The sequence below is a fragment of the Laceyella tengchongensis genome, from assembly GCF_900182735.1.
Lineage (GTDB): Bacteria > Bacillota > Bacilli > Thermoactinomycetales > Thermoactinomycetaceae > Laceyella > Laceyella tengchongensis.
Genome location: NZ_FXTU01000001.1, coordinates 422,238 through 447,772 on the forward strand (window position 1 = coordinate 422,238; position 25,535 = coordinate 447,772).

Sequence of the window (25,535 nt, forward strand, 5' to 3'; positions counted from 1 at the left end):
ACGTTCATACTGCTTGGCTAATTGCTCGGCATCCATTCCTTTGGGAACCGTTACCGCATAATATTGCATCAGATCGGGACTTGCCTGTTTGGCATGGATCATGTTGTGCAAGCGGTTCGGCTCGATGGAACGGAACAAGCGCTCCATCTTTAAGTTGGGCAGGGAAGCGGTTTTGTCTTTCGCACGGATCGTTTTTTCCACGCCATCTTGGTAGGATGGGACGAGGTGATCTTTGAGTTTGACAACAACCCGTTTTTGGTGTGGTTGTGATTCATTCGCCGCAACAGAAGATTGGCCGCCACCCATGATGGTGAGGACGGACGTGCACAGCAAGACGGCGGTCGACAGCGACAGCCATTTGAACCTATTTTTTCTCATGATGTTCCCTCTCTCTGATGTGGATTCACGGGTGATGAAACACTAGGGGTGTCTGGCAAATCAAGTTGGTAGGGAAGAAGCGGCGGAAAAACCTTTTCTCGAGGAGCGCCTTGCCACGCGTGAAAGAAAATGGTTTTGGAGCCGCTGGCCTATTCATCAGACACACTCTAATCACAAATGCCTGTAGCCTGCGGGCATAGCGGTGTTGTTGGGTGCGTTGAAACCTCGGCTTTTCACCCCCGAAAATATATGCTAATGACGTAATATATTTAATTTTATATCAAATAATTTAATTCATCTATTATTTGAACGGATCATAAGATTGATTAATTTAGTTGGTTGCACACCGGCAGTGGGCTGTGGTTCGGTAAGGAAAAGGCCTAGAAGTCGCAGTTATTGGCCAAGGGCAAGGGGGATGACTCCGGGAAGAGAAATGAAGCGGGTGAAAGGGGATGCTGTATGCGTAATGGGTTGAAGATTGCGGTGATCGGCGGGGGCTCAAGCTACACGCCGGAGCTGATCGATGGGCTCATCAAGGGGCAGCATGAATTGCCGGTGAAAGAGGTCTGGCTGGTGGATGTGGAAGAAGGGAAAGAAAAGCTTGCGATCATTGGGCGTCTTGCCCAGCGCATGGTGTACAAGGCGGGAGCGCCGATAACGATTCATTGGACATTGGATCGCCAAGCGGCGCTCAAAGACGCTGCTTTCGTCATCACCCAGTTTCGGGTGGGCGGGTTGGCGGCACGGATCAAAGATGAAACGATTCCTTTAAAATATGATGTAATCGGACAAGAGACCAATGGGCCCGGCGGTCTGTTTAAAGCCTTGCGCACCATTCCGGTGATCCTGGACATTTGCGAAGAGATGGAGGTATTGTGCCCGGAGGCTTGGCTGATCAACTTTACCAATCCGGCGGGGATTGTGACAGAAGCGGTGTTGCGGCATAGCCGGATCAACAAAGTGATCGGCTTGTGCAACGGCCCGATCAGCATCAGCAGGGGGATCGCCATGGCGCTCAATGTGGAGCCAGCACGGGTGCGCATCGACTTCGCCGGTTTGAATCACATGTCCTACGGTTTGAAGACCACCCTTGATGGAGAGGACATTTCTAGACGGGTGATTGCTATGCTGGCCGGGCGCGGCGAAGATGGACAGACGATCCGGCAATTGACTGGTGTCGAGTGGGTGCCGGAGTTTGTGGAAGCGCTAGGGGTGATTCCTTGCGGTTATCATCGATATTATTATCAACCGCGCACCATGCTGGCCGCGATGAAGCGAGAAGCGGCACAAACCGGCACCCGGGCGGAGGTGGTCAAACGGCTGGAGGACGAACTGTTTGCGTTGTACCAAGATTCTAATCTGAACGTCAAACCGAAGCAATTGGAGGGGCGTGGCGGTGCCTATTATAGTGAAGCGGCGGTGCAGTTGATGCGTTCCATCTACACCGATAAGCGGGACATTCAGGTGGTTAACACCCGCAATCAGGGTGCGATTGCCGGCATCCCTGATGAGTCAGCGGTGGAAGTGAGTTGCGTCATCACCAGAGAAGGTCCACGCCCACTCGTGATGGGTGAGTTGCCGGTTGCCGTCCGCGGATTGGTGCAACAGATCAAATCGTTTGAGCGCGTCACTGTCGACGCCGCTGTGTCAGGAGATTATCGCACAGCGTTGTTGGCGATGGTCATCAATCCGTTGGTGCCTTCGGATGCGGTCGCCAAGCAGATCTTGGATGAGTTGTTGGAGGCGCATCGGGCTTATTTGCCGCGTTTCTTTGGTGATTGAGGAAGGCTCAAACCAAAAGAAAACCCCACCTTTGTCATGAGGTGGGGTAAATATTATTGGTTGGCCGGCAATGTTGTTTTTTGTACAGCGGGTTGGACTCCCTTGGCCCGTGGATAGCCGACCAAAATGGAGATTGCTGCGCAGATGCCGATCAACAGCGGATAAACATTGTACTGCATGATGGACAGCGGGGAGATCGAAGCCACACCCGCGGCCACGAGCAGTTGCGGGCCGTACGGGATCAAGCCCTGGATGCAACAGGAGAAAATATCCAGCAAGCTGGCTGATTTGCGGCGGTCGATCTCATACCGTTCGGCGATTTCTTTGGCCAGCGGCCCGGCAATGATGATGGAGATGGTGTTGTTGGCGATGGCCAGATTGGTGGCCGAAACCAAGCCGGCAATGCCGAATTCAGCGCCTTTTTTCGAACGGATGTTGCGGGTGATCGCCTGCAACAAGAAGTCAATACCACCATGGTGACGGATTAATTCCACCATGCCCCCGATCAGGAGAACCAATATGGAGAGTTCTTGCATTCCGGCAAAGCCGGTGCCGATCTCTTTGATGAAGCTCATCAGGGTGTATGAACCGTCCAACAGGCCGATGGCTCCGGCAAACGCAATTCCGCCCGTCAATACGAGTAGCACATTGACGCCGGCCAACGCCGCGATCAATACAGCCAAGTAAGGCAATGTTTTAACCCATGCCACTTGGTCGGTGGCGACATGGCTTTGTCCACCCAGCGTTAAGAAGGTGAGGATGGCTACAGTAACCAGGGCGGCGGGCAACACGATGAAAAAGTTCACTTTGAACTTATCTTTCATATTGACGTTTTGCGAGTTGACCGCGGCGATCGTCGTGTCGGAAATGACAGACAAATTATCCCCGAACATAGCACCACCGATCACGGCCGCAATGGCCAAGGCCACCGGAATGTCTGTCTGCCCGCTGATGCCGACGCCGATGGGCGCCAGAGCTACAATCGTCCCCATGGAAGTCCCCATCGACAGGGAGATGAAGCAGGCAATCACAAACATACCGACGATCAGCAGGTTTTGCGGTAGAATGGAAAGAGCTAAGTTGACGGTGGCGTCGACAGCTCCCATCCCTTTGGCTACTGAAGAAAAAGCGCCGGAGAGCAGAAAAATAATCACCATCAAGATGATGTTGTCGTGTCCAGCTCCACGGCAGAAAAGCGCCGTTTTTTCGTTTAAGGATAAGGAACGGTTCATCAGAAATGCCACACCGGACGCGATCAGGACGGCGACCAACACGGGGAATTTGGTGAAGTCCCCGGTCACTAGCCCGGCGCCGGCGAACAAGGCCAGAAATATGGCAAAGGGCAACAATGCCCATGGATTGGCTTGTTTCATGCTTATAACCCCTTTCTGTGGTTGGAAACGGAAAACTGAAAAGACCCCTTCTACACACAACAGGAAGAAGAGGTCTTATGGTTATAAGCACACTCTTCTTATCTGCCAAGCTAATCGCTTGCTGGATTTGGCACAGCACTCTCCATGAGAAGAGTCCGTTGCCGAGGTTTCCCAGGGCCAGTCCCTCCGCCTCTCTTGATAAGAAGACGATCTTACTTATTCCGTTTTTACATGCATACGAACTGCGTGTCGATTTCCTTATGCCATAGTAAAATGATTATATGTAAATGTCAACGATTTGTTGGTTGTCAGGTTTTGGTTGAAAGGGGGGATTCACAAATGACAGGACATCAACGTCAGATATTGGACGAGTTGCGGCACATAGAGGAAAAACACGGGGTCAAGATTTTGTATGCCTGTGAATCGGGCAGTCGGGCGTGGGGTTTCCCATCTCAGAATAGCGACTATGATGTGCGTTTTCTCTATGTCCATCCCGTTGCTTGGTATTTATCCATCGAGGAGAAACGGGATGTGATCGAATGCCCTATTCACGACATGCTCGACATCAACGGTTGGGAGTTGCGCAAAGCGCTGAAGCTGTTTAAAAAGTCCAATCCCCCGTTGCTGGAGTGGCTTTACTCCCCGATCCAATACCACGAAGCGTACACCGTAGCAGAGCGCTTGCGGCAGCTTGCGCAAAAGGCGTTTTCCCCACGTGCTGCCATTTATCACTACCTACATATGGCCAAGGGCAATTTTCGTGGGTATCTGACAGGGGAACGCGTGAAAATCAAAAAATATTTTTATGTACTGCGCCCGGTATTGGGCTGTTTATGGATTCAGAAGCACCAGACGATGCCGCCGCTTGTATTTGAGCAGTTGGTGGAGGAACTGATTCCGGAGGGGAGCCGGCTTCGTGCCGACATTGACGCCTTGTTGGTCCGCAAAAAAGCGGGTGACGAGTTGGACGTAGGGGCGCGGGTGGAAAGCATTCACGCTTTTCTGGAGGAACAGATCGCGCATCTTGAAAAACTGGCCGGGGAAATGCCGGTGGCCGAAGGGGTGTCGACGGCGCAATTGGACGAGCTATTTCGCTCCGCATTAGACGAAGTGTGGAGCGCAACGGGACAGTTTGGGGCGAAGTAAATGCACCCGTTTAGAAAAATCGTTTTGAAACGGTTTGGAATTGACGTATAATAAAATTACTGAGTGCATATACTGGAGCGTCGGCGCCACCATCTCCCGAAACCATGACTTTTCGGTCGTGCGGAAATCGATGTGCGGGTCCAACACCCTGGCACAGGATAGGGAATGGGGCGCCGCTATTTATCTTTTGAAGCAAAAAAGGTTAAACCCTTGATGCTCATTGCGAGCATGACAGTCCTTGAGCGAAAAGCCGAGCTGTGCCTCGAGATGGTCTACCACGGCCCGTTTGGGATTGTGCGAACGGTTGGTGACGGCTTTTTCGTAGTGTCCGTTGCGGACATAGGCAATCGCCCCGGCCAGGACATCCGCCATTTGTAAAGGTGTTTGGGTGCCGTCTCGCGATTCGACGCGGCGTACCACAATCAAGGGATAGGCAATGGGTTGCTTGGCCCCTGAGGGGAGCTGCCGAATGAGCTGGATATAGTCGGCGGCCATTTTCCGGTTCAAATAATATTCCAAATCCTGCAACCTTCCGGGTACGGAGTTGCTTTTGCGATCCAAAAAGATGTCATAATGATGCTCAGGAGCCAACCATTTATAGATCAACCAGAAAAACATTTTGTAAAAATGCGTTTCTTTGTTATCGCCAGCTTTTACGTTTTTTTTGTCCGACATGTCTACGATGAGGGCTCGAAACTTTAAGTTTCCTTGCCTCATGTGCTTGATAAACAGATTGATGAATGCGATATATGCATCTCGATGGTATTTTTTCATTTCATTCCAGTGAAACTCGCGGTTAAATCCAAGTTGCCGCCGCATGCGAGCAACATCCGCCTCTAACGCTTTGTACGTGTCCGCGCGTTGCCAAATAGTGCCCAACACCATGTATTTGTGAGCATTCTGACTGCTTTCATCTCCCCAAATCACGATTAGGCTCAAAGTGATCGGCTCCGTTTCACAGGTTATATACTGATTATATATTCTTTCAATTGTTATTTGAATAATCAATCTTTTATCTCTGTCAAAGATCTTGCTTTTGCGCAATGAAGGTGCCCCGCCCCGGTTGCTTGATGCGAGAGAAATTTTCTCTCCCCAACCGGTTGCGGGGTTTATTGATGTTTGCCGGTGCCCAACCGCACAAATGGCCACACATGGGCGGTTACGCTGGAAGCATAATGGCATAGGGGTTTTTCGTCTAAGGCGGGAAGCTGGATGGAGGTTGGCAAAGTGTTGGCGTGAATAACCCCTTCCGCTGGCTGCAAAGGCCAAGGGGCATGGCGAATATCCCCGCGGTGGAGGGCGCCACGGATGATTAGGTATTGCGAGTAACGCGCAGTCAGCCAATCGGCCAGTGATCCCGGTTGGATGGGCGCGGGTCTGGGGGATTGGTGCATTTGCGCCGCAAATCGGGCCGCCGGTGTGAACAGGTTTGGCCGTTCACAGATGAGGGAAGTGTGTTGGCCATGCGCGGTGAAACGTAAGCGAGACGGAAGGTAGGGCAGGCGCCACATCATCCGGGCGGCCAGGGCGTGCAACCAGCTGCTGACATCGCAACTCAAAAAGAAGACGCCGGGTTCTCCGTCATACGTCACATATGTACGCAAATTGAGTTGCAGATACGAAGAGAGGCCTGGCATGGGCGGTAGAAACCGCAACCGCTCATGTTGTACCCGAAAGGCCACGATGCTGATCCATGCGGTGCCGTCACGGCAATCCAATGAAAGTGGAGCAGGGATGTGCAGTTGCAGGGCGGCGGCGGGGATAGGCCAATGAAAGAACCAGACATCAGCTAACGTCTGGGCAATGAGCCAAGGTTGGGGAGGGGTTGGTGGGGGCTTAAGGTGATGGTTCATTGTTGTCAGTCTCCTTCTTCATGCGTGGATATTCGTAGTATGGAGAAGGAGCAAGGTTCCCATGCGCTTTAAGAACGGGTGGTTGGAGAGTCGGTGAAGAGGAGCCGTTCGATCTTGGGGATGAAAAATTGGATGAAGGGCCCGCACAAGAAGGTGTAAATAAATGTTCCCAAGCCGAGTGGACCATGCAACACCAAGGCGAACAACAAGGCACTGCCGTCGATCACTGTTTTGGAGGCGGTGAGGCTCATCGCATATCGTTCAGTCAGTATATACATCAACTGATCAGCGGGGGTCAAGGCGTATTTGCTTTGCACATAGATGGATATGCCGATAGTTGCGAGCAAAAAACCTCCCCAAAAAATGAGCACTTGGTAGAAAAGTTGGACGGGATGAAAATCTAATGTGTCCAACCAAAAGTCAATGCAAAAGCCCAAAACAACAATAGTTAGCAAGGACAGTGGATTGGGCGTTTTTTTGGACAGAAACGCGTTTAGCAACGTAATCAGCACCCCGCAGGTGATGAGCCAGGACCCGACGGTGAAGCCGATCCATTCCGACATCGCCACAAAGAACCCATTCCACGCGTCAGCACCCAATTCAGAGCGCAAGATCAAGGAAATGCCGAGCGATTTGATAATTAAGCCGCAGATATATGAGAGGCTTCTCGTCATTGTTTTACCCATGGCATACCAACCTTACGGAGAGATTTGTTCTAATATATGTGTACAAGTTATCTGGCAGAAGTGTAAGTTGGCTTTTTTGTAAGGAGCGGAGCAGGCGCGCTACAGATGTTCCTTCAATTGGGTTTGATGGAAAATATTTGAAAAATGATGATTTCTGAATTATAATTCAAGTGCGAAACGCAATTTTTCGCGATGTATCCTTGTTATTGTAATGATCAACTTTGTCATTTTAAGGAGGAATAAAAAGTGTTTGTGATGCACTTGCGGGGAGAAAAGGACCGCGTTTTGCCGTTTGTAGGGGAGTTGCAACAAAAGCCACATGTGACAGTCGTTGATGCTGAGATGGAGAAAGAGGGGGAGATGGTGCAGCTGTCATTAACGGTCGATCACCAGCCGCGCAAGCGTGTGCAGGTGATTCGGCTTCATACCGAATCAGGCGCAGTGGTGCCTATCCCACTGATGGATGTGATGCAGGTGGAATGGGAAGAAGGAAAACATTTATTCTGCGGATGGTCATATGACATTTTTGGAACATCGCGCAACAGGAGAGGATGAGGATGGCTGAGATCTGTTTTTGGTATGATCGGTCGCGGGAGCGGTTGGTGATCCGTCATTGCCCCACGGGAGAGATGCGCGTGATACATAAGTTGCAGCCGATGATCCGGTTTTTGTCGGCTTATGGAATCAGGGAGTTGGAAGAGGCGGTTGCTCCCTGCCATGGGGATGACCGGTTGCATTTGTTCAAACGGATGCAAGTGCATCAGTTGAAGCGGTAGGAGAGGTGTGGACGGTGTGGTTGGTTTCGTCGGTGCTTACTTTGCTTGGAGGGATGGGTTCCGTTTATTATGTGTGCTTGTTGGGCAAATGGCTGGAGGAAGAGCGTATGGGCAAGCGGGAAGCTAGCTTAAGCATCTTGGCGGGATTGTGCCTCCATGTCGCCATAGCGACGGCCGGCCGGGGATTGCAAGCCGTTTTTTCGATTCAGGCAGAAACCGTGATGTGGTTGACCCATGGCGGTATGATGCTGTCGCTTTGCACCAGTGTCATGACGCTCCATTGTTTGCGGCGGAAGTGCGGGTGACAGCCGAATTTAGTTGTTGTCAGTAGCGTTCGCAATTTGGACACATGTACTTAAGAAAGATTTAATCTCTGTTTATCAGGGGTTTAGAGATGAGGGTTATGATGGCATGGATAAGAGATTGAAAGGGGAAACAACATGAAATTACAGGCGAGTTACGGCCCTGTGTTCCTACGAATTGGTCTGGGTCTCATTTTTCTTATTCATGGTGCGCAGAAATGGATGGGCATGGAACAGACGATTGGATTTTTCGGCCAGGAAGGCATCCCGATGGCTTCGTTCACGGCTTACGCGGTAGCGGGCTTGGAGGTGTTGATCGGGGTAGCTTTCATCCTTGGGCTGTTCACTTCTATCGCTGCAGGGGTCGCGGTTGCGATCATGGCAGGGGCGATCTTGTTTGTGAACGGGAGCAAAGGATTTGCAGGCGGGTATGAATATGACTTGTTGATTCTGCTCACCGCCGCGTCGCTCCTATTTACTGGGCCTGGTGCACTAAAAGTACCCATCGGCAAAGATTGAGCACCTCGATCCCCATCCATGCTGTTTTCGACAAATGGCGGAGTCCATATGGGCGGCCGTCTTTTTTCGTTTCAGGCCGCAAGAAAAACATAAAAAACCTCCCAGCCAATTTGGTTGGGAGGTTTTGCTTTCATGGCAGCCAGCACCTCAAACCCCAACAGCTGCGAACTGCCCTCGGTCAGGAAAGTCAGAGCTGGGTTTTGTCGATCACTGAAGGCTAAGCCCTAAACACTAGGTTAGAAGAGCACTGAGCACGTGAACACTGGCCGCCAAACGACTGCCTACTGGGCAGCTTAGCTCACTGAGCACTCAATCTTTTAAGAGGAGTCCATGATATGGAACTATCTTGAAAGGATAGTCATATCAAAGGACCCTAATCTCAAGGCATTTTTTGGGGTTTACTACGCCATGAAAGCAATCAGACGTGAAAAGCCGTTTATTCGTTGATACCGATCAAATGGGTTGTGGCGTTGGCAATCTGCAACGCAGCATCAACCTGTTCCATGAATTCAATGTTGAATTGGTTGACTTTCTCCACTTCTTGCCGTGGGAAGAGGTAGAGCAAGTCGGCATTGTCGACAGAGTCCCGCTCTTTCTTGCTGTTATACCGCTCCACCTCGGCTTCGGCGCGGCGAATCGCCGTGTTGCAGGCTTCAACCAAGTCTTGGTTCATGCCGATGAGATGGTTTTTGTAAAGCAATGCTTCGTGCAGGGAGAACGTTTTCCCGGCGACGGTGATTTTTGTTTCCAAGTTGGTGCGATCAATTGCCGATTTGATGATGAAAAAGCGCTGTGCCAGATCATGGTATGCTTGAATCTTGGCTTGCACTTCTTTTTCCGCCTGCTTGACACTGTATTCTTGGTTAGCCCCTTTGATCCCCCAAGGGTGTTTCTTTTTGGAGGACCAAGCTGAGTAGGTGCTTAATTCTTCTTGAATTTTGGCCATACGTTTTTTGATGAGTTTCAATTCGGAGAGTCCTTGTTGAATGAGCATGATGCGCTCCCCTTTTCGTTCAATTAGTTAGGAAGATGATTTCATAATAGAGGGTTTGCGCTTTTCAGTCAATCATTTCATTTAAAATTATGATACAGGATTAAATATTAAACACTGTTCTTGTTATAATGAATGATTGGAGACTTGTGTTCATTCATTGTGGAGGTGCGAGATGAAATCTTTCATCGATGAATTGGCGAACAAGCTGAAAATCGATGCAGATATGGGTATATCCTGCGAAATCGTGGATTTTTTCAGCAATGAAGAGATTGAAAGTTATCAACATAAAGTGGATGACCACAAACATATCTGGATTGACGTGAAAATGTACGAATATGGTTTTGCGGCCGCCAATGCTTTGTTTATGTCTTTTATGGCCTACATGAGTTATGCGCACTTCGCAGTGTTCTCCTCAACTGGTGGGATTGGTTGGACTCAGTATGATTTTCTCTCGTCAATGGATGGAAAAACGGCTTTTTATTGCCATGTGCGAATTTCATGACAGTGTTAGCAAATGATAAACCGATAGAGGCGCACTCGCTTTACAACAGAGCGAAGGCGCCTTTGTTGCATTGATGGAGATACTCAGAAGAGGTGTAGTTAATTTGATTGAGTACAATTAAATAGAGTAAAATAGTAGAGGTGTATATAAGTTCTTTTCCATCGAGAAGGGAGAAATTGCATCATGAGCAAACGCAACCAACAAATCTTGCTGATTAACCGGCCTAAAGGGATGCCGACTGAAGCGGACTTCAAGTGGGAAGAGATTCCGATCCCCCAACCAAGTGAGGGGGAAGTGTTGGTCAAAACGCTCTATCTGTCAGTCGATCCATACATGCGAGGTCGTATGAACGATAGTAAATCTTACGTGGCTCCATTTGAGCTGAACCAACCGATTTCCGGCGGTGTGGTCGGTGAAGTGGTTGAATCCAAAGCGCCGGGTCTTGAAGCGGGGGACATCGTGGTTGGTATGCTGGATTGGAAAAAATACCAAACTGTTTCCGCTCATGGGGTGAAAAAAATTGATCCAACCGTCGCGCCGATCACGACTGCTTTGGGAGTGGTTGGTATGCCTGGCCTAACCGCTTACTTCGGCCTGCTTGATATAGGCAAGCCCCAACCTGGGGAGACAGTCGTGATTTCCGGAGCTGCAGGAGCTGTGGGCATGGTGGTTGGGCAAATCGCCAAAATCAAAGGTTGCCGTGTGGTGGGCATTGCCGGATCAGATGCAAAAATAGAGTATTTGGTCAAGCAACTGGGCTTTGATGCAGCCATCAATTATAAAACGGCGACTGATTTAAGAGCGGCGTTGAAAGAAGCTTGCCCCAATGGAGTGGACATTTACTTTGACAATGTGGGTGGGGAAGTTTCGGATGCGGTGATGACCTTAATAAATCCACATGCGCGAATTCCGCTGTGCGGTCAAATCGCATTGTACAATATGGAGAAAGTGGCGATAGGGCCGCGTATCCAGCCGTTGCTTTTGATCAATAAGGCGTTGATCAAAGGGTTTATCGTTAGCGATTACGCTGAGCGCTTTGAGGAGGGTACCCGCCAGCTGGCTCTTTGGGTCAAAGAAGGCAAGCTCCGGTATGAGGAAACCATCGTGGACGGATTTGAAAACACCATCCAAGCATTTTTGGGACTCTTCTCCGGTGAGAACCTGGGCAAGCAATTGGTGAAAGTAGCCGAGCCTTCTAAGCGCTGACGGCTGAATAGGAGCATGGAACATGACTCGTTTCCCGTGACTGGGAAACGGGTTTTTGTGTGGCAAGGAATCACCCGTTGACATAAAAGTTGGAAAGGTGGTTAAATAAATAAAATATTCTAGTAAGAGAAACATTGACGCATGTGAAAATCGATGGTTGATGGCGTAGAGTGCTCCCTGCTTGAACAGGGTTAAGCGTGATGGCGTTTGTTAAAGACAGTGGAGATGAGGGGAGAGAGCCAGTGAATAAACAGGCGAGTCAAGACAAAGGGATAGTTGAGAATTTGCGGAGCATGTCAGCGTTGCGCGAGGAGATGAACCGCATCAACGCACAAATGCTACACCTGCTGAATGAACGGGCGCGGGTGGCCGTTGAGATCGGGGAAATCAAAAAACGGCAAAACCTGCCGATTGTCGATGAAAAACGAGAAAGGGAGATCATCGCCAAAATGCAGGAAGAAAATCAGGGTCCTGTCACAGATGAGCAAGTAGCGCTCTTCTTCGGTAATTTATTCCAAATTGCTAAAGAATTGCAAGCAGATCGCCGTTAACCAACCGAAAAGCCCCGCTGTCTGCGGTCGGACAGCAGGGGCTTTTGTCTTGGTGGAGAGAGATTTGGGGTATCTTCCGGATTGTCAAGAAATTGACGAAAATTGCTTCATGTGTCATACTATGTTACCAAGTTAGGTTTTTCTTTGTATTTATAACTAATTTTTGTAAATATTTTGAAAGGGGATTGGCGGATGGAATATGGCGTGATTATCTCAATCGGCATTTATATGGTAGCGATGCTGATCATCGGTTATTTCGCCTATAAGCGAACTTCGGACCTCTCTGATTACATGTTGGGCGGGCGGAATCTGGGTCCCGCGGTGACAGCCCTCAGTGCAGGCGCTTCTGATATGAGTGGCTGGCTGCTGATGGGGTTGCCCGGCGCCATGTATGCAACAGGGATCAGTAGCGGCTGGATCGTATTGGGCTTGTGTTTGGGCGCTTATCTCAACTGGCTGTATGTGGCACCGCGCTTGCGAACGTATACGGAAGTGGCGCAGAACGCGATCACCATTCCCGTCTACTTTGAAAACCGTTTCAAAGACCAATCCCGTATTTTGCGCGTAGTATCTGCACTGGTTATTTTCGTTTTCTTCACCTTCTACACCTCTTCGGGCATGGTGTCTGGCGGGGAGTTGTTTAAAAGCGCGTTTGGGATGGATTATTTGTGGGGAGTTCTCCTCTGTGCGGGTGTCGTGATTCTGTATACCCTGTTTGGCGGATTTTTGGCCGTTAGCTGGACGGACTTCGTTCAAGGGACCATCATGGTGGTAGCTTTGATCTTGGTGCCGTTGGTCACGGTGATGGAGGCGGGCGGCCTCGGCTCGACGCTAGCTGAGATCAAGAGAATCGATCCGGCCTTGCTCGATGTGTTCAAAGGGACAAGCGTCGTTGGCATCATTTCCTTGCTGGCTTGGGGATTGGGATATTTCGGACAACCCCACATTATTGTGCGCTTTATGGCGCTCAGCTCGGTAAAAGAGGCGAAAAGTGCACGCCGCATCGGTATGAGCTGGATGATCTTTTCGATCATCGGTGCGATGTTAACAGGGTTATTTGGAATCGCTTACTTTAACAACACCGGCATGAAACTGGAAAATCCTGAAACGGTGTTCATCAAGTTGTCTGATGTGTTGTTCCATCCGTTGATCACCGGTTTCTTGCTGGCGGCAATCCTGGCGGCGATCATGAGTACGATTTCTTCCCAGCTGTTGGTGACCTCGAGCGCGTTGACGGAGGACTTCTACAAAGCGTTCTTCCGCCGTTCGGCCACAGATAAGGAGTTGGTGTTGGTCGGCCGGTTGTCTCTCTTGGGTGTGTCTTTGATCGCTTTGTACTTGTCCTTGAACCCCAACGAAACCATTCTCAACTTGGTGGGTTATGCGTGGGCTGGCTTTGGAGCCGCATTCGGACCGGTAGTGTTGATCAGCCTGTTCTGGAAACGGATGAACAAATGGGGAGCACTTGCGGGCATGCTCGCCGGGGCGGCTACCGTTATCGTATGGGAGCAAATCGAGGCGCTTAGCGAAGTGTATGAGATCATTCCTGGCTTTATCGCGTGTACGCTGGCTATCATCGTCGTGAGCCTGCTTACGCCGAAGCCGCCGGCCGAGATTGAGGCTGAGTTTGATGAAATGGTGAGACAGACGCAAGTGTAATCAAAAAGAACCCATCGCCTCCAATCAAGGGCGGTGGGTTCTTTTGCTTATTTATATGCAGGAACCTGCAACAATTGGTCAATGGTGACGAATTCGTAGCCTTGTTGTCGCAAGTGTTTGATGATGCGGGGGAGTGATGCGACGGTTGCGTCACGCGGCCCACCGGCATCATGTTGCAAGATGATGCTCCCCGGTAAGGCATGATTCTTGACCATCTGAACGATATCTTCTGCCGTTCTTCCTTTTTTCCAGTCGAGCGTGTCAACATCCCACTGGATCATTTCATAACCCATTTGTTCCAAGCGTTTGATCTTGCCTTTGACCGCTCCGTATGGCGGGCGCATCAAGCGCAGGTCTTTGCCGATGATTTGTTTGACGGTGGCATTGGTGCGATTCATTTCTTGCACTAACTGCTGATCGGACAAGCTGGGGAGATATGGATGCCGCCACGTATGGCTACCAATCACATGTCCTTCGTCATATATCCGTTTAAGCATGTTCGGATGGGCTTTGGCTTGCTGTCCCAACACGAAGAATGTGGCGCGGATCCCGTTTTGCTTTAAGATGTCTAAAATTTGTTTGGTATAACGATCGTTTGGCCCATCGTCAAATGTCAACGCGACCCATTTCAGCCCGCGCGGACCGTGATAATGCATATGTTTTGATTCGGATTTGATCACCGTTTTTTGTAGTGCGGTCAATTCTGGCGGCAATTTGATGCGCTTAGGCATAGGTGAGAGCTTGGTGAGGTGTGAATGGTCTGCTTGCCATCCGGGTTCTGCGGATTGTTGGTTAAAGCAACCGCTGAGCAAGGCACTGCTCATGAGCGTTGCCGCAAGAAGACCATATATTTTTTTTTGCATGGTAAATCTCCAATCCCTATAAATCTATTTATATCAATAATAAAATAATCTAAGATAAAATTTATCTACTTTGCTAAGCCGAACTTGACGATCTTGTGGACGTTTTATTACGGATTGGTTTCAAAAAACGTCCGTGCCCAACGCACGGACGTGTGAAGGGGATACGGGGCGGTCTGCCTGGCGATGAACCAGTGCTCGGGGGGAAGCGCATGTGTCGACAGGGTGTCAAAGTGATTCCAGATTAAATTGGCGGTAGATTTCTTCCAAGGATTTATCTTTGGCGCGGGCGATGATCTGTTTGCGGATGGCAAATTGTTTTTGAGCAAATGCGAAGCGCCTTTCTAATCCCACACCAAATGCGTCAGGATAATTGGCGATCATGCTGGGGATAGGCTGCTCCGCAGGGTTCCATTCGTCCATGCGTTGCATGATATATTCATAGAGATGGGGATGTTCTTGAATGAGACGGTGCAGAAGATAAGTGCCGTAACTGATGTGCCGGGATTCGTCTTTCTTGATCAGGCGGATGCCTTCCATCAAGCCTGGCATGAGCCCCCTCTTTTCAAGTGCTTGCTCAAAAAACCAATATCCGGTTTCCGCGCCAACGCCTTCAATCAACATGTTGTATAACACGGCAGCATCAGCGAATGCTTCGGGGGAGTCGTCAGTCAAAAGCCGGTTCATGGTGCGAGTGAGGGTGTTGCTATCCTGTTGGGTCGCATCTGTGTCATCCAAGTAAAGCATGGGTATGCCACGTCGATTTAGATAGGGGGTCAAATCTTCAGTGACACCAAGTGTGTTGATGAAAAGGCGGAAGAACTCCGTATGCTTGGCTTCTTCAAACAAAAATGTGGTCAGATACATCTCTTCTTCCAATCTTCCTTCACGGGCCACAGCGATCAGAAGCGGCAACAAATCGACCGTCACCGCTTCTTCCCCAGCCAAGAAATTGACAATCATCCCCAGGATCTCTCTTTTTTGCTCACCAGTGAAATGAACCCAATCATTGACATCCTGTGTCAGGTCGATATCTTCCGGATTCCAGGTGCCCAGCCGTTTGGCTTTTTGATACAGGCGGTAAGGAACAGACTGCATATCCAGCCCTTTGCTCAGAGTAATAATATGTCTTGTCAAGTAAATCCCTCCAATCATGAAATATGAACCGGCGGGTCAGTGGGTGCCACCCATTATATACCCGTTGATGAAGGGGATTGAGCCTAATTTTATTTTGAAAAATGCGATTTTTCTACCATTTCCCCTCGTTTATGCGTGGGAACGCGTTGCTGGCATCGCATTCCGGTCGAGTCAAAGGAATGGGAGATTGACAAATTACAGATAATTATATAAATTTAAATTAACAGAATGGAAGGGGTTGCCCTCATTGTTGCCATGAGCGAGGGAAATGAGATTTTGCGCTTATAAAACCGACTATTCTGCTTGATTTTATCGTAAAAAGGTGCGTTGTCGGGCCAAGTTTCTTTGCACCGACGATCGCTTAACCATATCCGATCCCCACGACGGGGAAGACGGAGGCTGATAGGCATGAAAATATCGACAAGGGGCGAATACGCCCTGCGCGCGCTAATTATCTTGGGGCAAGAACCGGCGCGAGTGATGACGATTAGCGACCTTGCGGACAAAACGCTGGTACCGACAAGTTATTTAGAGCACATCTTATTGCAGCTTAAACATCTGGGGTATGTGGTCAGCCGGCGCGGAAGCCGTGGCGGATACCGGATCAACCGGCCGCCGGATCAGATTGTGATCGGAGAGATCATCCGCCAGTTGGAAGGGCCATTGGCACCAATGGGCTGCGTGAGTGTAACTGCTTATGAGTCATGTGAATTGGAATCGATGTGCTTGCTCAGGCCCTTGTGGATGTCCATCCGGGAAACTGTCGCGAATCTATTGGAAAAGACCACGCTGGAGGATCTGTTGCGCGGCAAAGTGCATCAGGCGGCAAAAGGATAGGCAAAACATGAACTTCTTCTGCGGTATATTAAAGCCATGACCACGGTTATGGCTTTTTTCGTGTTGGTCGGAGTTGGTACCCTTCATTTTTGTGCTTGAAAATGTCGGATGGTGTTAGCCGCATCTTGTTAATCTATTGATGAGGGGGTGAGGTGCTTGTGAACCTGCTGCAACATATGAATGCAGCGCTCAGCTATATTGAAGACCATCTCGCTGGCGACATCGACTTTAAAGAAGTGGCCCGGCGGGCGATGTGCTCAGAGTACCATTTTAAACGGATGTTTTCTTTTCTTGCCGGTGTGACGTTGTCCGAATACATTCGGCGCAGACGGCTCACCCTAGCCGCATTTGAATTGAAGGATCGCGATGTGCGGATCATCGATATCGCGGTCAAATACGGCTACAGCTCAGCAGATGCGTTTGCGCGGGCGTTTCAAGCCATGCATGGTGTGACACCGTCCGAAGCCAGAAACAATGGAAAGCCGTTGAAAGCTTTTCCGCGGCTGACTTTTCAATTGACTGTCAAAGGGGGAAACGAAATGAATTATCGCATTGAGGAGAAAAGCGCGTTTCGCATTGTCGGCATCAAAAAAAGAGTTCCACTGATTTATCAAGGGGTTAATCCGGAAATCGCCTCCATGTGGGCCAGCTTGGATGAGGCGAAGATCACTCGGCTGAAGAATCTCAGCAATGTCGAGCCGGTCGGTTTGATCAGCGCATCTACGAATTTTTCTGAAGGGAGAAAGGAGGGAGGGGAACTGGATCATTACATTGGCGTGGCAACGACGCAAGCGTGCCCAGAAGATCTGGACCAGCTGGAAGTGCCCGCTCTGACCTGGGCGGTATTTGAAGTTGTTGGTCCTTTTCCCGATACATTGCAAGAGACATGGGGGCGCATCTTCTCCGAATGGTTCCCATCTTCCGATTATGAACTTGCTGAGGGGCCGGAAATGTTGTGGAACGAGCACAAAGATATTTCATCGCCCAAGTTTCGCAGCGAGATATGGATTCCGATTCAGAAGAAGCGCCAATGAATAGATGGGATGCCCGCAAAGACCGATATGTGTCCTTGCGGGCATCGTTGCTTATGTCGGATCATTTGCAATATAATAAAAGCAAGTTGCAAAAAGGAGTGATGACGATGATTGTGATAAACAGCCAGAAGAACACGAAAGGACAAGACGTGGAGAATCCTTTTTGCTGTTAGGTGCGGATGGGGGTTCTCCATGATCTGCCGCAGATCAGAATCACAGGGAGGACTCACAATTGGATAAATGGACATGGGGCTGGACCCCTGCCTTGGAGGAAGCATTTGATCAGATCGAAGAGGACGGGCTCGCGGTTGGGCGCGTGACCCTTCAGCATAAACGCTTGTATCGTTTGCAGACCGAATACGGGGAGCTATTGGCGGAATTGACTGGCAGATTCCGCTATGAGACAACGAGAGTAGAAGATTATCCTGCCGTGGGCGATTGGGTGGTCATTCGACCACGGGTGGCGGAGGGCAGAGCCTCAATTGAGGCTGTTTTGCCCCGTTTTAGCAGGTTTTCCCGCAAAGTGGCTGGCAGGACATGGGAGGAGCAGATTGTCGCCGCCAACGTCGATACGGTATTTTTGGTCAACGCGTTAAACCAAGATTTTAATGTGCGGCGGATCGAGCGTTATCTTACCCTGGCCTGGGAAAGCGGTGCGCAGCCGGTGATTGTGTTGAACAAGGCGGATTTGTACCCAGACGTGACTGACAAGGTGGCGCAAGTCGAAGCGGTGGCCTTGGGTGTGCCGATTCATGTGGTAAGCGGCTTGACCGGCGAGGGATTGGATGAGTTGATGGCGTATTTGCAACCGGGCAAAACGGTGGCCTTGCTTGGTTCTTCCGGGGTGGGCAAATCCACCTTAACCAATTGCTTTTTGGGGACGGAACAGCAAGAAGTGCAAGCGGTTCGCGCTGGGGACGACAAAGGGAAACATACAACCACCTATCGAGAATTGTTCCTCTTGCCGCAAGGGGGATGCCTGATCGACACGCCGGGTATGCGTGGGATCAAACTTGTCGACCAGGAACATGGTGTGCAAGAGACATTTGAGGAGATTGAGCAGTTGGCACGCTCTTGCCGTTTCACCGACTGCCAGCACCATGGTGAACCGGGTTGCGCAGTGGAGCTTGCGCTGGCCGAAGGACGCTTGGCGCCGAAACGTCTTGCTAATTACCGGAAGTTGCTTCGGGAGTTGGCGTATTATGAGCGCAAAGAAAACCGGCAGCTGGCCCACGCGGAAAAAGAGATATGGAAGAAAAGAAGCAAACAAGCGAAGATAAATGCGCGCAAGTGATTAAGACGCACGCGGCGCCCAATCCGGCGGAACATAACTGGATTGGGCGCTTTTTTGCATTTCGTTTGAGTATTCGCTGGGGTGGTATGGTAAAATCACTGATATTGGAAAGCGCCTCTTTCGCGTAAACGGTGGCGGAAAGCCCGTCCGCGACAGCAGAGGCGTTTGGAAAAATGAAGAGATTGAGTGAGGGTAGGACATGCGAATCGAAGTCATAGCAACAGACTTGACTGACGCCAAATTGGCGGATCAGCATGGAGCTGACCGAATTGAACTGGTCACAGGCATGGCGGAAGGGGGATTAACTCCCAGTTACGGGTTGATTGAGGAAGTGGTGCGTCGCGTCACGATTCCGGCTTATGTGATGATCCGGCCCCACAGCCGTTCTTTTTGTTACAGTCGGGATGACCTGGACACGATGATCAAAGATATCCAAACCGTTAAGCGCCTAGGCGCGCCAGGAGTGGTCTTGGGGGCGCTGACCAAGGAGAAGACCATTGATGAAACGGCGCTGTCGCTTTTGCTTGAGGCGGCGGAAGGGCTAGACATCACTTTTCACCGCGCGTTTGACGAGGTGGCCGATCAGGAAGCGGCGCTAAAGGTGCTGCTCCGCTATCCGCAAGTGACGAGGGTGTTGACTTCCGGTGGCAAGCGTAGCGCGCTTGATGCGGTTCCACAGATGGCGAAGCTGGTGCGCTTGGCTGAGGGAACCCACCTGACCATTCTGGCGGGTAGCGGATTGACCGTCGAGTCGTTGCCTGCATTCAGCGCGCAAACAGGGGTGAAGGAAGTCCATTTCGGCTCGGGGGTGCGAGTGGGCGGCAAGTCATTGGCGCCGATTGATCCCGTCAAGCTGGAGGCATTGAAAGCAATAGTTGACTCAGGCATGTAAGAAAAAGAGAATGAAAGACGACAAGCTGTCGCAAACAAGGGCTCCCGCCGGCACGATCGCCGTGGGAGCCTTAACTGTTTGGTTCACCATAAAAAACGAAGAGAAATGGGTGCCGGTTTGGTAAGCTGATTCATAGGGAATGGAAACAAAGCCGATCCTAATCCATGGTCGGCTTTTTATGGTTACACAGAGGGGGAAAGCGCATGACGTCCATCATGATTGTGGAAGATGACGAGAAAATTGCCACACTGTTGCAAGAACATCTGTCCCGATACGGATATAAAGCCGAGCGCGTCACTGATTTTACCGCGGTGCTGGATGTATTTCAGGATATCCAACCGCAATTGGTGTTGCTTGATGTCAACTTGCCTATGTATGACGGATATTACTGGTGTCGCCAAATCCGCCGCCACTCGACGTGCCCAATCTTGTTTATCTCTGCTAGAGAGGGGCAAATGGATCAGGTGATGGCCTTGGAAAACGGCGCCGATGATTACATAACCAAGCCATTTCATTATGAAGTGGTCATCGCCAAGATTCGTAGCCATCTTCGCCGCGCCTACGGCGAATACGCGGGGGGCGGCGCGGAACGGCGGGTGGAAGTGAATGGATTGATCCTCTTCCCGGAACGTCTGGAGTTGGCGTGGCAGGGCAAGAAGGTGGAATTGGGAGGCAAAGAGGCTTTGTTGCTTGAAGCGTTATTGAAGCGGCCAGGGCGTGTGGCGACTAGGGATGTATTGTTGGAAATCCTGTGGAATGAGCAAGCGTTTGTGGATGATAACACGCTGAATGTGTATATCAACCGTGTTCGCGGCAAACTGAAAGAACTCGGCATCACGGGCCTGATCGAAACCGTGCGGGGAACGGGCTACCGCTTGAAACCTCCCGGGGAGGAAGGGGTATGAGGCTGTTCATTAGGGAGCATGGCTCGCTGATCGCCTTTACTATGTTCCAGTGGGTGGCACTGTTGGGGTTGATTTGGCTGGCCGGTTTTCGGTCGATTCGCATATTGGGGTATGTTTGGCTGTTAGGCGTGGTTTCGTTTGCCGCTTTCCTCACTTTCTTTTATTTGCGGCGACGTAGTATGTATCGGCGCTTGTCCCAATCGCTTGCGTCAATGGAAGATGCCCTTGTCGATGATCAACCATCCACACCGGCGGCGGAAGCGTTTGCGCAGCTTCTTCATGACCAATACCGGTTGTACCAAGACCGCTTACATGCCTATGAACAGCGGCAACAACGTCATCTCACCTTTATCAACCAGTGGGTTCACCAGATGAAAACGCCGCTGTCTGTTGCCGATTTGCTGTTGCAAGAGGAGGAGACGCTAGCGGTGGACAGTGTGCGGGAAGAGTTGGATCGCTTACGTGCCGGTCTTCAGATGATTTTGTATACCTCGCGTTTGGAAGCGTTTGAACAAGACTTTCGCATCGAATCCCTGCCGCTGTCCGAGTTGGTGCAACAAGTGATTAAGGAGAACAAACGGCTATTCATCAGCAAGCGCGTCTTCCCTCGGTTGACGTTGGCGCCGGAAGCCCAGGTGATGTCAGACGCGAAATGGCTAGGCTTCGTCTTGCAACAGTTGTTGACCAATGCGGTGCGGTATTCCAGCGGCCGTAGCGAGCAGTTGCACGTGTCAATCCATCGCGCAGGGGGTGCTTGGGAACTCACCATCAAGGATGAGGGTGTAGGCATTCCGCCAGCAGACTTGCCGCGCGTGTTCGAGCCGTATTACACAGGAGAAAACGGCAGAAAATACAAGGAATCCACCGGGATGGGGCTTTATCTAGTCCGGGAAATCTGCCGGAAGCTGGGGCATGTTGTCACGCTCCAATCTCAAGTGGGCGTGGGGACGACAGTGACGATCACCTTTGGTCGGCAACCTTACACAAATGTAAGATAGGATTAAGACAGATCCATAGCAAGGCCGCGCAAAACCCATTATTCTGTTTCAAGAGCAAACGGCTTTTGAAAGGGGTTGTGCAACGAATGGAAATCGTGAAAGTATCAAATCTGAGCAAAACATATGGCGGGAGCATGCCATTCCGCGCCTTGAAAGATATCAACTTATCGATTGACAAAGGTGAATTCCTCGGGATCATGGGGCCTTCGGGCAGTGGGAAGACCACATTACTCAATTTGATCTCGACCATCGACCATCCCAGTTCCGGCGAAGTCTGGATCAATGGGCAGAATCCGCATCAGTTGAAGAAAAACCAATTGGCCATGTTTCGGCGCCGGGAATTAGGCTTTGTGTTTCAGGATTTCAATCTGCTGGATACCTTGACCTTGGGTGAAAACATTGTCTTGCCGCTAACTTTGGATCGGTGTCCTGTCCCTGAGATGGATCGTAAGCTGGCGGAGATCGCCGCCAAGTTGGGAATCGACGCGATTCTGGACAAGCGCACGTATGAAGTGTCGGGCGGCCAACGGCAACGAGCGGCCATCGCACGTGCGCTCATCCACTCCCCGTCCTTGGTGATGGCGGACGAACCCACAGGTAATCTTGATTCCAAAGCGTCGCGCGATGTGATGGAGACGCTGGAGCGCCTTAATCGCGACGAAGAAGCGACCATGATGATGGTAACACATGATCCAATGGCGGCTAGCTACTGCGACCGGGTTATTTTCATCAAAGACGGCCAACTGTACAATGAGATCCACCGCGGTAACAATCGAAAGGTGTTTTATCAGCAAATTATTGATGTGTTGGCATTGTTGGGAGGGAATGCGCATGAAATTCCATCAGTTCGCGTATAACAATGTCCGACGCAATATCCGCACGTATAGTGCCTATCTGTTGAGTAGCACGTTTGCGGTGATGATTTTCTTCGTTTATGCCATGTTCATTTACCATCCGCAATTGGCAGATGGCTCAGTCAGCCGGATGGTTAAGATCGGCATGCAGGCGGCGGAATATGTCATATTCGGTTTTTCATTTTTGTTTTTACTTTATTCTGTGGGCGGATTTTTGAAGGCCCGCAAAAAAGAGTTTGGCTTGTTGGCAATGCTCGGCATGACTCGGGTGCAGCTGAACCAACTCGTCTTTCTTGAGAACATGCTGATTGGCCTGTTATCCGTCGGTATGGGTGTGATTTTGGGCTTGCTGGTGGTGAAAGCTTTCTTTATTTTTGCCGCGTACGCGTTGGAAATGCCGGAGCTACCATTTTACTGGCCGGCAGATGCGCTTAAGCTGACCATTCTGTCGTTCTTGTGCATGTTTGTGGTGATTTCACTGATGACGCTGTTTTTGGTGCGTAATCAGCGGGTGATTGCATTATTGCAGAGCGCGAACAAACCGAAGCCGGAACCGAAAGCGTCCATCTTCTTGGCGTTGGTGGCGTTTGCCTGCCTTGCTGGTGCGTATGGTATTGCGCTCACTAAGTTTTCAAGCGACACGATGCTACTGATATTGGGATTGGCCATTGTCGGCACGTATTTCTTATTCACGCAGTTGAGCGTATTTGTCATTCGCTGGCTGAAGCGTCGCCGCAGCTTTTATCAGCGGGGCACCAATCTATTGTGGTTGTCTGACTTGGCTTACCGTATGAAAGACAATGCGCGGATGTTGTTTTTGGTGACGATCGTGTCTGCTGTTGCGTTTACCGCAACAGGCACATTCCTGTACTTCAAACAACAGGCCCGGATGATGTTGGAAGTAAATCCGTATCCCTTCATTTATGTATCAAGCCCCGACAATCCAAAGGCTAACGCCGATTTGGCCCGGATTGACCGCGAATTGGCCCGGGAGCAGGTGCAGGCAGAGAAAATTAACCTTCCGGTTCGCTATTATATGCCAACACAAGGCGATAAAAGAGTGGCTATTATCCGCCAATCTGACTACAACCGCCTGGCTCGTCTGCTTGATCGGGACCCGATACATGTGCGCGGACAGGCGGGTTGGCTTTTGCGGTCAACAGATGAAAAAAACGATTTGGGGGAAATGAAGCGCATCACCTTCAAAGAGAATGGCAATGTCTTTCACATTGATCGGTCGATGGTTGGCACTATCCTGCCTTACTCCCCAGGCGATTTGGTGGTTGCCGACACGACATTTACCAAATTGACGAAACCGGCCAAACAAGAAATATTTACTATCTACATTGTCGACGAATGGATGGGACGGGAACCCAAAGCAGGTTCTGTGGAACATCGGGTGAGTGAAAAATTGGCAAGCATGTTCCCCTTCAACGTAGAGGCGAAAGGGGAATTGTTGGAACGGGCGACAGTATATCTGACGTTTAAGCAATTTACCAGTGTGTCCATGTTTATCGGGATGTTTATTGTTTTTATCTTCTTCATGGCAGCAGGTAGTTTCTTGTATTTTCGTCTCTACGCCGACCTGGACCAAGACAGCAAACGGTATCAGGCCATTAACAAGCTGGGGTTGACGGAGCGTGAGTTGGCAAGAGCCAACACCGTCCAGATGGCGCTTTTGTTTTTCGTTCCCTTTATTGTGGCTGTGGTGCATTCGATCGTTGCGTTGATGGCTTTGCAGGAAGATCTGCAAACGCCGGTGATCGGGCCGGCCACAGTCGGCATCGGCTCGTTCTTCTTGTTGCAGTTCGTATATTTCCTGATCGTGCGGAGCAGTTATTTAAAATCACTGAAACGGGTGTTAAGCTGATGTGTCTGTTGTTTCTCTCAAGATTTGTGGCGGAATGGGGCATACTATAGTCAGAATTAGCCACAATGAAAGAGGGATGGAAATGACGACGCAAGCAGTATATGAAGTGCTAAACAAACAGGTGGCCAATTGGTCGGTGCTTTATGTTAAACTGCACAATTACCATTGGTTTGTCAAAGGGGATCAGTTCTTCGAACTGCATGAGAAGTTCGAGGAGTATTATACGGAGGCCGCCGGTTACATCGACGAGTTGGCCGAGCGCTTGCTGGCTATCGGCGGAAAACCGGTCGCCACGATGAAAGAATATCTCAGCTTAGCTTCCATCACGGAAGGGATGGGCAATGAAACCGCTGAGCAAATGGTGAGCAACCTGATCGCCGACTTCAACACCTTGGTGGATGAATTGAAACAAGGTATCGATATCGCTGATCAAGCCGGTGATGAATCTACCGCCGACATGTTGACGCACATTCGTACCAGCTTGGAAAAACATCTTTGGATGTTGAATGCGTATATGGCATAACCGATGTGGCAGCTTCCAATGGAAGCGGAGCACCAAACGCAACAACAGCCCCTCTCGAAACAGAGGGGCTGTGTTGCGTTTGGCGCGGTGGGGGATGGAAGAAATGCAAAGGTTCAATGGAGAATGAAGAGCAAAATCGCCATCAAACTCGACGGCTGGTTTTGTTCACTTTCGGTGACGAAGGATAGACTCACCGCCAACATGGCAAACATGATGAGGCCATAGATGAGCAATATTTTTTTCAATGAAGAACCCTCCAAGATGATTGGCACAGATCACTATTCACCCATATTATATCACCCGATGCTTGTTGTTTTTAGTTGGAGGTGCGCCGCCACTTAAAATTTTTAAGTAGAGACCCCTTTCAACGATGGTTACGTCGCCCTTTTTATTTTGTGACCATCGGTTACGCTGGTTTGGTGTGAAAAGCAACGCACTGTATTTTTTGAAACCGCCCATACTCAGATCGCCCCTTTCTGTGTAAAAATGAGGGTAAGCAGTTATTCTGTGTGAAAGCCATCGATACGGAACGCATTCTAGGGTCCGGTTGCCGGTTGGTGCCGATGGCAGGCTTTGATTGCATCCGCCGGCTAGACGAAGAGTA

General features: G+C 50.2%; 29 protein-coding genes and 1 riboswitch. Of the genes, 20 read left to right on the forward strand and 9 right to left on the reverse strand.

The window, feature by feature from the left end; translation table 11 throughout:
* Positions 1–837: 837 nt before the first annotated feature.
* On the forward strand, positions 838–2,160 hold the full coding sequence (locus QQZ12_RS02030) for a 6-phospho-beta-glucosidase (protein ID WP_284723884.1): 1,323 nt from the start codon (positions 838–840) through the stop codon (positions 2,158–2,160).
* A gap of 53 nt (positions 2,161–2,213) precedes the next feature.
* Here the strand turns inward: QQZ12_RS02030 and QQZ12_RS02035 are convergent, their stop codons facing one another.
* Entirely contained in the window at positions 2,214–3,533 is a 1,320-nt protein-coding gene (locus QQZ12_RS02035; RefSeq protein ID WP_154986774.1) for a Na+/H+ antiporter NhaC family protein, read from the reverse strand.
* A gap of 95 nt (positions 3,534–3,628) precedes the next feature.
* Positions 3,629–3,738: riboswitch (SAM riboswitch) on the reverse strand.
* Positions 3,739–3,872: 134 nt separating this feature from the next.
* Between QQZ12_RS02035 and QQZ12_RS02040 the strand changes: the two genes are divergently transcribed.
* The gene (locus QQZ12_RS02040) at positions 3,873–4,679 is read left to right on the forward strand and encodes a nucleotidyltransferase domain-containing protein (protein ID WP_284723885.1); all 807 of its coding nucleotides are present in this window, start codon (positions 3,873–3,875) and stop codon (positions 4,677–4,679) included.
* 180 nt (positions 4,680–4,859) lie between these two features.
* Here QQZ12_RS02040 and QQZ12_RS02045 read toward each other — a convergent pair whose 3' ends face one another.
* The 3 genes from QQZ12_RS02045 to QQZ12_RS02055 all read right to left on the reverse strand — a co-directional run bounded on the left by QQZ12_RS02045 (position 4,860) and on the right by QQZ12_RS02055 (position 7,218).
* Positions 4,860–5,618, reverse strand: a complete 759-nt coding sequence (locus tag QQZ12_RS02045) for a DUF3800 domain-containing protein (RefSeq protein WP_102991793.1) — start codon at positions 5,616–5,618, stop codon at positions 4,860–4,862.
* 170 nt (positions 5,619–5,788) lie between these two features.
* Complete coding sequence (locus QQZ12_RS02050) at positions 5,789–6,532, reverse strand: YqjF family protein (RefSeq protein ID WP_284723886.1); 744 nt, start codon at positions 6,530–6,532, stop codon at positions 5,789–5,791.
* A gap of 68 nt (positions 6,533–6,600) precedes the next feature.
* The gene (locus QQZ12_RS02055; protein ID WP_284723887.1) at positions 6,601–7,218 is read right to left on the reverse strand and encodes a YczE/YyaS/YitT family protein; all 618 of its coding nucleotides are present in this window, start codon (positions 7,216–7,218) and stop codon (positions 6,601–6,603) included.
* A gap of 246 nt (positions 7,219–7,464) precedes the next feature.
* Between QQZ12_RS02055 and QQZ12_RS02060 the strand changes: the two genes are divergently transcribed.
* From QQZ12_RS02060 to QQZ12_RS02075, 4 genes are all read left to right on the forward strand, one after another.
* Positions 7,465–7,773: a hypothetical protein gene (locus tag QQZ12_RS02060; protein ID WP_022738384.1), complete on the forward strand. Its 309-nt coding sequence runs from the start codon at positions 7,465–7,467 to the stop codon at positions 7,771–7,773.
* Positions 7,774–7,775: 2 nt separating this feature from the next.
* Positions 7,776–7,994 carry a hypothetical protein gene (locus tag QQZ12_RS02065; protein ID WP_102991797.1) on the forward strand — a complete coding sequence of 73 codons (219 nt, stop codon included), beginning with the start codon at positions 7,776–7,778 and terminating at the stop codon, positions 7,992–7,994.
* Between the two features lie 14 nt (positions 7,995–8,008).
* On the forward strand, positions 8,009–8,299 hold the full coding sequence (locus QQZ12_RS02070) for a hypothetical protein (protein ID WP_284723888.1): 291 nt from the start codon (positions 8,009–8,011) through the stop codon (positions 8,297–8,299).
* Between the two features lie 135 nt (positions 8,300–8,434).
* Positions 8,435–8,815, forward strand: coding sequence for a DoxX family protein (locus tag QQZ12_RS02075; RefSeq protein WP_284723889.1), 381 nt, complete (start codon positions 8,435–8,437; stop codon positions 8,813–8,815).
* Positions 8,816–9,251: 436 nt separating this feature from the next.
* Here the strand turns inward: QQZ12_RS02075 and QQZ12_RS02080 are convergent, their stop codons facing one another.
* On the reverse strand, positions 9,252–9,809 hold the full coding sequence (locus tag QQZ12_RS02080) for a hypothetical protein (RefSeq protein ID WP_102991800.1): 558 nt from the start codon (positions 9,807–9,809) through the stop codon (positions 9,252–9,254).
* Positions 9,810–9,981: 172 nt separating this feature from the next.
* On the opposite strand from QQZ12_RS02080, the gene QQZ12_RS02085 reads away from it, so the two are divergent.
* The 4 genes from QQZ12_RS02085 to putP all read left to right on the forward strand — a co-directional run bounded on the left by QQZ12_RS02085 (position 9,982) and on the right by putP (position 13,727).
* The gene (locus tag QQZ12_RS02085) at positions 9,982–10,311 is read left to right on the forward strand and encodes a hypothetical protein (protein WP_102991801.1); all 330 of its coding nucleotides are present in this window, start codon (positions 9,982–9,984) and stop codon (positions 10,309–10,311) included.
* A gap of 183 nt (positions 10,312–10,494) precedes the next feature.
* Entirely contained in the window at positions 10,495–11,517 is a 1,023-nt protein-coding gene (locus tag QQZ12_RS02090) for an NADP-dependent oxidoreductase (protein WP_102991802.1), read from the forward strand.
* 200 nt (positions 11,518–11,717) lie between these two features.
* Positions 11,718–12,068, forward strand: coding sequence for a chorismate mutase (locus QQZ12_RS02095; protein WP_102991803.1), 351 nt, complete (start codon positions 11,718–11,720; stop codon positions 12,066–12,068).
* Positions 12,069–12,260: 192 nt separating this feature from the next.
* Complete coding sequence (gene putP / locus QQZ12_RS02100; RefSeq protein WP_102991804.1) at positions 12,261–13,727, forward strand: sodium/proline symporter PutP; 1,467 nt, start codon at positions 12,261–12,263, stop codon at positions 13,725–13,727.
* Positions 13,728–13,774: 47 nt separating this feature from the next.
* Here putP and QQZ12_RS02105 read toward each other — a convergent pair whose 3' ends face one another.
* Both QQZ12_RS02105 and QQZ12_RS02110 read right to left on the reverse strand, forming a co-directional pair.
* A complete protein-coding gene (locus tag QQZ12_RS02105; protein WP_223248045.1) occupies positions 13,775–14,590 on the reverse strand; it encodes a polysaccharide deacetylase family protein in 816 nt (271 codons plus the stop codon).
* Positions 14,591–14,815: 225 nt separating this feature from the next.
* The gene (locus QQZ12_RS02110) at positions 14,816–15,724 is read right to left on the reverse strand and encodes a R2-like ligand-binding oxidase (protein WP_223248046.1); all 909 of its coding nucleotides are present in this window, start codon (positions 15,722–15,724) and stop codon (positions 14,816–14,818) included.
* 408 nt (positions 15,725–16,132) lie between these two features.
* Between QQZ12_RS02110 and QQZ12_RS02115 the strand changes: the two genes are divergently transcribed.
* The 10 genes from QQZ12_RS02115 to QQZ12_RS02160 all read left to right on the forward strand — a co-directional run bounded on the left by QQZ12_RS02115 (position 16,133) and on the right by QQZ12_RS02160 (position 24,931).
* Positions 16,133–16,561 carry an RrF2 family transcriptional regulator gene (locus QQZ12_RS02115; RefSeq protein ID WP_022735762.1) on the forward strand — a complete coding sequence of 143 codons (429 nt, stop codon included), beginning with the start codon at positions 16,133–16,135 and terminating at the stop codon, positions 16,559–16,561.
* Between the two features lie 158 nt (positions 16,562–16,719).
* Positions 16,720–17,595, forward strand: coding sequence for an AraC family transcriptional regulator (locus QQZ12_RS02120; RefSeq protein WP_284723890.1), 876 nt, complete (start codon positions 16,720–16,722; stop codon positions 17,593–17,595).
* Entirely contained in the window at positions 17,592–17,768 is a 177-nt protein-coding gene (locus QQZ12_RS02125; RefSeq protein WP_284723891.1) for a hypothetical protein, read from the forward strand. The genes QQZ12_RS02120 and QQZ12_RS02125 overlap by 4 nt, the downstream gene beginning before the upstream one ends.
* Positions 17,769–17,827: 59 nt before the next feature.
* On the forward strand, positions 17,828–18,889 hold the full coding sequence (rsgA, locus tag QQZ12_RS02130; protein WP_284723892.1) for a ribosome small subunit-dependent GTPase A: 1,062 nt from the start codon (positions 17,828–17,830) through the stop codon (positions 18,887–18,889).
* Between the two features lie 199 nt (positions 18,890–19,088).
* On the forward strand, positions 19,089–19,781 hold the full coding sequence (locus QQZ12_RS02135) for a copper homeostasis protein CutC (protein WP_284723893.1): 693 nt from the start codon (positions 19,089–19,091) through the stop codon (positions 19,779–19,781).
* A 203-nt stretch (positions 19,782–19,984) separates the two neighbouring features.
* Entirely contained in the window at positions 19,985–20,686 is a 702-nt protein-coding gene (locus QQZ12_RS02140; protein ID WP_284723894.1) for a response regulator transcription factor, read from the forward strand.
* Positions 20,683–21,684: a sensor histidine kinase gene (locus tag QQZ12_RS02145; protein WP_284723895.1), complete on the forward strand. Its 1,002-nt coding sequence runs from the start codon at positions 20,683–20,685 to the stop codon at positions 21,682–21,684. The genes QQZ12_RS02140 and QQZ12_RS02145 overlap by 4 nt, the downstream gene beginning before the upstream one ends.
* An 86-nt stretch (positions 21,685–21,770) precedes the next feature.
* Entirely contained in the window at positions 21,771–22,541 is a 771-nt protein-coding gene (locus QQZ12_RS02150; protein ID WP_284723896.1) for an ABC transporter ATP-binding protein, read from the forward strand.
* Entirely contained in the window at positions 22,516–24,408 is a 1,893-nt protein-coding gene (locus QQZ12_RS02155; RefSeq protein WP_284723897.1) for an FtsX-like permease family protein, read from the forward strand. Before QQZ12_RS02150 ends, QQZ12_RS02155 begins: the two co-directional genes overlap by 26 nt.
* An 82-nt stretch (positions 24,409–24,490) precedes the next feature.
* On the forward strand, positions 24,491–24,931 hold the full coding sequence (locus tag QQZ12_RS02160; protein WP_102991814.1) for a Dps family protein: 441 nt from the start codon (positions 24,491–24,493) through the stop codon (positions 24,929–24,931).
* A 113-nt stretch (positions 24,932–25,044) separates the two neighbouring features.
* Here QQZ12_RS02160 and QQZ12_RS02165 read toward each other — a convergent pair whose 3' ends face one another.
* A complete protein-coding gene (locus QQZ12_RS02165) occupies positions 25,045–25,176 on the reverse strand; it encodes a hypothetical protein (protein WP_262983050.1) in 132 nt (43 codons plus the stop codon).
* A gap of 46 nt (positions 25,177–25,222) precedes the next feature.
* Positions 25,223–25,390 carry a hypothetical protein gene (locus tag QQZ12_RS02170; protein ID WP_189318981.1) on the reverse strand — a complete coding sequence of 56 codons (168 nt, stop codon included), beginning with the start codon at positions 25,388–25,390 and terminating at the stop codon, positions 25,223–25,225.
* Between the last annotated feature and the right edge of the window lie 145 nt (positions 25,391–25,535).